The organism is Chryseobacterium phosphatilyticum (genome assembly GCF_002899825.2).
GTDB lineage: Bacteria > Bacteroidota > Bacteroidia > Flavobacteriales > Weeksellaceae > Chryseobacterium > Chryseobacterium phosphatilyticum.
The window spans coordinates 310,622-317,459 of the sequence record NZ_PPED02000005.1 but is presented as its reverse complement, the minus strand read 5'-3'; the positions used below and the strand labels follow the sequence as shown (position 1 = coordinate 317,459).

6 protein-coding genes are annotated in these 6,838 nt (G+C 35.4%); all 6 read right to left on the bottom strand.

Annotated elements, in window-relative coordinates; genetic code table 11:
* Positions 1 to 1,009: 1,009 nt before the first annotated feature.
* The 6 genes from C1631_RS20110 to bamA all read right to left on the bottom strand — a co-directional run bounded on the left by C1631_RS20110 (position 1,010) and on the right by bamA (position 6,816).
* Positions 1,010 to 1,690, bottom strand: coding sequence for a hypothetical protein (locus tag C1631_RS20110; RefSeq protein ID WP_228441387.1), 681 nt, complete (start codon positions 1,688 to 1,690; stop codon positions 1,010 to 1,012).
* Positions 1,691 to 1,695: 5 nt separating this feature from the next.
* A complete protein-coding gene (gene rfbD, locus C1631_RS20105; protein ID WP_109713849.1) occupies positions 1,696 to 2,559 on the bottom strand; it encodes a dTDP-4-dehydrorhamnose reductase in 864 nt (287 codons plus the stop codon).
* A 35-nt stretch (positions 2,560 to 2,594) separates the two neighbouring features.
* Positions 2,595 to 3,080, bottom strand: a complete 486-nt coding sequence (locus C1631_RS20100) for an acyl-CoA thioesterase (RefSeq protein WP_103247763.1) — start codon at positions 3,078 to 3,080, stop codon at positions 2,595 to 2,597.
* Positions 3,081 to 3,150: 70 nt separating this feature from the next.
* A complete protein-coding gene (locus tag C1631_RS20095) occupies positions 3,151 to 3,654 on the bottom strand; it encodes an OmpH/Skp family outer membrane protein (RefSeq protein WP_109713847.1) in 504 nt (167 codons plus the stop codon).
* A gap of 64 nt (positions 3,655 to 3,718) precedes the next feature.
* Positions 3,719 to 4,273 (bottom strand): OmpH/Skp family outer membrane protein, encoded by a 555-nt coding sequence (locus C1631_RS20090; RefSeq protein WP_103247771.1) that lies wholly within the window; start codon positions 4,271 to 4,273, stop codon positions 3,719 to 3,721.
* Positions 4,274 to 4,281: 8 nt separating this feature from the next.
* The gene (gene bamA, locus C1631_RS20085; RefSeq protein WP_103247765.1) at positions 4,282 to 6,816 is read right to left on the bottom strand and encodes an outer membrane protein assembly factor BamA; all 2,535 of its coding nucleotides are present in this window, start codon (positions 6,814 to 6,816) and stop codon (positions 4,282 to 4,284) included.
* Between the last annotated feature and the right edge of the window lie 22 nt (positions 6,817 to 6,838).

Sequence of the window (6,838 nt, the reverse complement as noted above, 5' to 3'; positions counted from 1 at the left end):
GAAGTATTTAATGTTTTTGCTTATCTAAAAGCTCTCCTGCGCTACTGATCTACTCTCGTTTTCAGTGGGGCAAAGATAGAAACTTCTCTATTACCCCGCAACTTTATTTAACATAAATTTCATCTTTGCTTTATATTTAATCTTAAAACACTGGTAAGCAGAGGAAAAAATTTTAAACAAATGTTTGGGGAAGGAGTTTCAAAGTGGGGAGCCCCCGGGAAGGCGAGAGAAAATGGACCTGGGAAAGGGAAAAATTGAAAATTGAAAGTGGAAAATGAATGCATGTTGAAAAGGTCTCCCGCGGATCAAACAAATTGTTATAAGGGGATCATCTATTCTATTAGTGTATGATATATTATAAATGGGGATTAATGGGTGGAGGGCATTCTGAAAGGGTTTTTGATTGGTTATTTTCATCAGTTTTTCTAATATCATTTAATATGGCATCCCCAAAGGGATCTCGACAGCGGAAAAGGTGTATGCATATATATTAGGATAAATATGGAATAACTGAGTAGAGATCTCTACGGGATGATAAGCTACGTGATAGGCGTGTGGAAGGATTTTTAAGTTTCGGCTAAAGCCGGATGAGGGGTAATTATTTATTGAGCGGGCTAAAGCCCGCTCCTATTGAAGTAGATTTTTCCCAATGATTGCATGGATTAACATAGAACAGTACATTATTTTCTGTTGAGCGCCAACCCATTTTCAACTTTCAATTTTCAACTTTCCATTTTCAACTTTCAATTCTCCTAGCCCCGATAGTAACGGATACCCCGCAGCAGGGATTGGAGAGCCGGAGGGTTTTGGCTGTGGAGCGCACTGGCGCGAGGAGTAGGAGTGGATAGCGGGAAATAGCTCCTGAATATGCTTGAGAGTTGGAGAATGAGAGCGAAAGAATTTAAATGTTAGACTAGATTCCCTTTATAACATTACCAAAGTGTATCAAAAATACCCGGTATCATTACAACCGGGTATTAATTATTTATATAAAATTATTTTTTACGTCTTACTTTTTATCTTCTTTATAGATTGCACTTAAAAACTCGGCATAAGACTTTTCCAGTCCTATAATATCACCTGATTTAAGGTTTAAACCACCTACACCTGAGTTATCAGGCTTCACTTTTAAGGATGAAACCTGGAAATATAAATTATCATCTCCGGTTTTAGGCTGAACTTTGATAGTGGAGCCTAAAAGCTTTTTGGTGGAAATTGTATAGATTTCTCCGGGAACTATTTTTAGTTTTAAAAATGATCTTGGAGCCAGGATATAGTCTTGTCTGTTAATATTTATTTTCTGATCTTTTTCTGAAGAGGCAAATATGTACATATCTCCTTTCCGGGCAGTCAATTTTTCTTTAGGAATATAATACAAAGCTATTTTATAGTTTGCCGGATTAAATACCTGAGGTGTCCCATCAACATTTTCAAAGGGCATTAACGTAAAAGTATTAGCCCCAATTTCTTTTGCTTTCTTATATACCTGTGAAAATATAGACGCATCATCTTTTGAGAATCCCTGAACTTCGATTACCCCCAAATAAATAGCATCATTTATTGATTCGTCTTTTTTATAGAAGAATTTATCCTGGTTATCATTTGTTTTTTCTACTTTACTGAGATAAACATTTTGTGCACTCAGCAACTGGGCACTCATCACAGAGAAGATAATTGCTAGATTTTTCATGTCGATTATTGTTGTGAAAGCAGATCTACACATTCTTCAAGGCTATTTTCCCAATGTTTGGGTTCTATTTTATAAGCCTCTTCTATTTTATCCAGAGACATGGTACTTCTCATAGGTCTCTTTGCCGGTGTCGGGTATTGTTCTGTAGTGAGTGCATTTAGTTTTATAGATGATTCTGAAAATTCAGCAATTTTTTTTGCAAATTCAAACCATGTAGTTTCGGGATAGTTTGAGAAATGAAAGATTCCGAAAGTTTTATGAGGGGCTTCAATGATATCCATAATTGCTTCGGCAAGATCATTGGCATTGGTTGGTTGCCCAAACTGATCAGCAACAATTCCTAATTCCTCTTTCTGAGTAAATAAATTCAACATTGTTTTTACAAAGTTCTTATTAAACTCTGAATACAGCCATGATGTTCTAAGAATAATAGTGTTAGGATTGATCTCCGATGCCAGTTCTTCTCCTTTTCTTTTTGAAGCTCCATACACTCCTACGGGATTTGTAAAATCGTCTTCTGAATATGAAAGGTTGGTTTCACCATCAAAAACATAGTCTGTTGACACGTGGATAAGAATACTTTTGGAGTCTGCACAGGCTTGCGCAAGATGTGCCACTCCATATGCATTTACGGAAAATGCTTTTTCTTCTTCCTTCTCAGCAAGATCTACAGCGGTATATGCGGAAGCGTTGATGCAATAATCCGGTTTATTATCATAAAAAAAATCGTTGACCTGTTCTTCGTTTGTAATATCTAAAGTTGTTGAGTCTGTAAATAAAAACTCGTACTGATTTTCGAAGTTAGAAGCTATCTTTCTGATGCAATTTCCTAACTGGCCGTTACTCCCTGTTACTAATATTTTTTTCATTTAATTTTATTAGTTTAAATGTATAAAATTTATTCTTATGAATTCTTTGCATTTTGAGATCTTAAAAACTTCACCCTTGACTGGAAGTCTTTTTGTATCAAGTCGACGTAAAATTTATAAAATGTATCTTTAATATCTTCCGGATGAATTTCAGATTTTCTTGTTTTCACATTGAAATAAATTACGGTAACCCAAAGTACAGCGTGAATAGTTTTTTCATCCAAACTTTTCATTAAGATTTCTACTTTTGCAGTTCTATCCTGTATATCGATGGTTTTACTACTGATCACCACCTGAGTGTTATATCTTACTTCTTTTAAATAAGCGATTTCGTTTTGAATCGCAATCCAGGTACAACCGGTTTGTTTAGTATATTCTTCATAAGTAAAACCATAAAATGTTTCAACATGGTCTTCTCTGGCATTGAACATATAATCAAGATATTTTACATTATTCAAATGTCCGATCGGATCGCAATCACTAAACCTAACTTTTACCGTAGTTGATACTTCTTTTTCCATTCCGCAAAAATAAAAAAACCACCTCTAAAAGAGGTGGTTAGTTTTATAAATCTTTGTTAATTTGCTGAAATTATTGAATTCCTAATTCTTTCTTTACAGCTGCAGTAGCATCAGCACCTGCTTTATAAAGGAATGCTGGTGAATTAGCATCCATTACGTACTCATATCCGTTAGCTTTAGACACTTTCTCAACGGCATCATTTAGCTTTTTCTCAATAGGTCCGAAAGCTACATCTTGCTTAGCCTGCATGTCTTTTTGCGCTTTGTCTTGCATTTGAGCAATTTCTTCCTGAATTTTTTGCAATTCTCCTTCTCTTGCTTTGTTTTCCTCAGCAGTTTTCTTAGGAGCTTCTTCGCTGTATTGCTTTAATTTAGCTTGTCCAGCGTCAGCTTTTTTCTTGATCTCAGCTTGTTTTGTATCTAAGAAAGCTTTAAGATCAGCATCTGCTTTTTTCTTTTCCGGCATTGCATTAAGAACTCCCATTACATCTAAAGTAGCAATTTTTTGAGCTTTTGCCATACCTACAGACACTACCATCATCACTGCTGCAAATAATACACTTAATTTTTTCATAATTGGTAAATAAATAATTTAATTTGTTTTTAGATTTTAAATTTTAGCAAAAGTTAATTTAAAATTATTTTTTGCTTTTATTATTAGTTTTTTCTTTCTTATCTGTTCCTTTGAGTAAAATAGTCAATACTTTCTCCGTATAATCATATTTTCCCTGAAGAAAAATAACACTAATGTTATTGCTTTTATCAAGAACTATGCCCAATCCATTTTTTTCAGACATTGTTTTGATGGCTTCCCAGATCTGATCCTGAAAGGGAAGTACAAGATTTGATCTCAATTTAGTAATCTCACCATTGGCTCCAAAACGTAAGCTGGTAGTGGTCTTAACATTCTTATCGAGATCCATTACTTCTTTTTCTCTGAGTTTTAGCTGATCACCTATCAATAACACTTTTTCACTTTCAAAAGCTGCTTTTTTTCTTTCGTATTCTGACTGTAGATTCTGAAGTTCAGACTGCCAGGTATCGATTTGAGAATTTAGTCTCGCTTCGGCTTCTTTATACTGAGGTAATTTATTTAAAATCTCATTAGTATCTACTACTCCGATTTTCTGAGCATTATTGAATCCGAAAACCAGGAGCAATATGAATGTGAAAGTTATTCTAAAGTTCTTCATATTTATAATTATAGTGATTGGTTCATCAAGAAGTGGTTTTGCCATCCGGATGGATTTCCTGAAAGTGTCTTATCAAATCCATATGCAAAGTCAAATCCGATCAATCCAAACGCACCCATATACACTCTAACTCCGACCCCTACAGATCTCTTTAACTGGAATGGGTTATAATTCCCCCAAGAGTTCCATACGTTACCTCCTTCAGCAAAAGTCAAAGCATAAATTTTAGCTGTCTGGTTCATTGATATCGGATATCTAAGTTCTAAAGTAAATCTGTTATAGATTGTTCCACCTCCTCTCTGAGTAATATCATTTCCTTCTCCACCATATGTACTGGCATTATCATACCCTCTTAAAGGGATCAATTCTCTACCGTCATATCTACCTCCGAATAAACCGGTACCTCCTACATAAAATCTTTCAAACGGTGGTGCTCCAAGGTTTTTGTTGTATCCATCCATGAAGCCCATTTCAGCAGAAGATCTCAACACCAATTTTCCAACGATTTCATTATATACATCAGCCTTAAACTTGATTTTATAAAATTCCATCCATTTGTATTTGTCAATTTGTGACATGGTAGAGTAGTCTTTGTTGCTAAACAAGGAGTATGGCGGAGTTAATTTTGCAGAAAGCTCAATATTTGAGCCTGTTGTTGGGAATATCGGGTCGATACCCGCAGAGTTTCTGCTTAAACCAACATTAACACTGAAGTTATTAGCTGTTCCGTTATATTCTGTTGTATCACCGAATTGGAATGGATAATTATTGAAATCATACTTCTGGAATTGCAGACCTGTATAGAGTGAAAAATAATCATCCGGCCAGTTTAATAGTCTGTTCAGACCTACTGATGCCGAGAAAATATTAAGTTTCTGAGCACTTCCATACTGATCTCTATATTTTACTCTTGAGTTGTTCAAACTTACAGAAAGCGCAGTTGGTCTAGTCCCGAACAACCAAGGCTCCGTGAATGAAACCCCATAATTCTGGAAGTACTGACCCGCCTGAACCTGAATTGAGAAGACTTGTCCATCTCCTTGTGGTACAGGTTTAAAGTCTTTAAATTTAAGAAAGTTTTTTAGTGAGAAGTTATTAAAAGTTAATCCCAAGGTTCCGATAAAGCTGTTACCTCCGTAACCTGCCTGTAGCTGAACCTGAGAAGATCCTTTCTCAACTAATTTCCAATTAATATCTACCGTATTATCTTGTTGATTTGGTTGGATATCCTGACCAACTTGTTGTGGATCAAAGAACTGCATCCCCGCTAAATCAAAATAGGTTCTTTTAATTTCTGTTTTCTTGAAAAGCTCTCCCGGTTTTGTTCTTAACGCTCTTAAGATAACGTGGTCATGGGTAGTGGTATTCCCTTGCCATGTTACTTTGTTCCAAGTAGCTTGTTCTCCTTCATTAATTCTCACTTCAAGGTTTACTGCATCCCCATTGACTGATTTTTCAACAGGTGTTACATTAGAGAAAAGGTAACCGTTGTTCATATAGACTGATTTGATATCAGAATCATCTTCTTTACCACCGTCTTCACCTACCTTTTTGTTGAACCCTACTGCATCGTAAATATCTCCTTTCTTATATCCTAATAATCTTTGTAAATATTCAGTAGGATATACCGTATTCCCAGTGAATGTTACATCACCGATATAATACTTTTTCCCTTCGTTCAATTTTACATTGATCTCATAGTTATTCTTTTTATTTCTCCATACAGAATCTGAAACAATCTTAGCATCTCTGTATCCTAAAGAGTTATAGTAGCTGATAAGACTTTGCTTGTCCTCCTGGTATTTTTCCTCAATGAATTTAGACGATTTTAGAATTCCACCGATTCCGAAACGTCTTTGTTTTGTTTCTTTAAAGGCTTTTTTTCTAAGTTTACTGTCCGAAACACTCTGATTACCTTCAAACTCAATATGGTCAATTTTAATTCTTTTACCCTTTTCCACATTAATTGTCCAGTCTACTAAAGCAGGATCTCCTGCATTTACTTTATCCTGGATGGTAATTTTAGCATCTGCAAAACCTTTTTTAATGTAATCTTTCGGTACATTTGTTTTAAGACTTGAAACTAAATTTTGAGTAATCTTTGTTCCCGGCTTAAGGTTATTGTCTTTAGCAAGCTTTTCGCTTTTAGACTTACCAATCCCTTTTCCAGAGAATTTAACTTCCCCAAGTTCTTTCAAATCCTGCAGATAAAATCTCAGGATGACAGTCTGGCCATCAATACTTTGAACATAAACTTCCACTTCAGAAAAGGATTGGGTATCCCAAAGCTTTTTAACAGCATTACTGATTTTCTGTCCCGGAATATCTACGCTTTCGCCTTTAGCCAGGCCTGTAAATCGTAAGATTTGAGCTGGTGTGTACTTTTTTACCCCATCTACAACGATGTCTTTAAGTGTATAAGTGCCTACCTCATTTTCTGTGTGTACAGCATTACTTACTTTTGTGCTGTCCTGTGGAGTTACTTGTCCATAAAAATGTGCAGAAGCAGCAAACATAATGATGGGTAATAGTCTAAACTTCATTTTATCGAGTCTTTCTTTTCTT